Raw genomic sequence first — 1,149 nt, 5'->3', positions numbered from 1 at the left:
AGCCGATCAAGACGAAATCGATCAAATTGTCGAAGACGCTAAGAAGGACGACCAAGCCGCTGAAGACTTGCAAGATGCCAAGGACGAAGCGAAAGATGCCATTGACGACTTAGAGAACTTAGATGAAGAAACTAAGGATGCGATTAAGGACGCCATTGATAAGGGAGCCGATCAAGACGAAATCGATCAAATTGTCGAAGACGCTAAGAAGGACGACCAAGACAAGGCTGATAAGGACTTGCAAGATGCCAAGGACGAAGCAAAAGATGCCATTGACGATTTGGACAACTTAGATGAAGAAACTAAGGATGCGATTAAGGACGCCATTGATAAGGGAGCCGATCAAGACGAAATCGATCAAATTGTCGAAGACGCTAAGAAGGACGACCAAGACAAGGCTGATAAGGACTTGCAAGATGCCAAGGACGAAGCAAAAGATGCCATTGACGACTTAGAGAACTTAGATGAAGAAACTAAGGATGCGATTAAGGACGCCATTGATAAGGGAGCCGATCAAGACGAAATCGACCAAATTATCGAAGATGCCAAGAAGGATGACCAAGCCGCTGAAGACTTGCAAGATGCCAAGGACGAAGCGAAAGATGTCATTGACGACTTAGAAAACTTAGATGAAGAAACTAAGGATGCGATTAAGGACGCCATTGATAAGGGAGCCAATCAAGACGAAATCGACCAAATTGTCGAAGATGCCAAGAAGGATGACCAAGCCGCTGAAGACTTGCAAGATGCCAAGGACGAAGCGAAAGATGTCATTGACGACTTAGAGAACTTAGATGAAGAAACTAAGGATGCGATTAAGGACGCCATTGATAAGGGAGCCGATCAAGACGAAATCGATCAAATTGTCGAAGACGCTAAGAAGGACGACCAAGACAAGGCTGATAAGGACTTGCAAGATGCCAAGGACGAAGCAAAAGATGCCATTGACGATTTGGACAACTTAGATGAAGAAACTAAGGATGCGATTAAGGACGCCATTGATAAGGGAGCCGATCAAGACGAAATCGACCAAATTGTCGAAGACGCCAAGAAGGATGACCAATCCGCTGAAGACTTGCAAGATGCCAAGGATGAAGCAAAAGATGCCATTGACGATTTGGACAACTTAGATGAAGAAACTAAGGATGC

Annotated in this window: 1 protein-coding gene; it reads left to right on the top strand. The window is 44.7% G+C overall.

The window, feature by feature from the left end; translation table 11 throughout:
* A partial coding sequence (locus IV67_RS00060) for a midas domain-containing protein (protein WP_201782716.1) occupies positions 1-1,149 on the top strand: 1,149 nt, incomplete at both ends.

Source organism: Weissella minor (assembly GCF_001437425.1).
In the GTDB taxonomy this organism is placed as follows: domain Bacteria; phylum Bacillota; class Bacilli; order Lactobacillales; family Lactobacillaceae; genus Weissella; species Weissella minor.
Note: the sequence above shows the minus strand (reverse complement) of the source record. Positions and strands in the feature narration are given on the sequence as shown.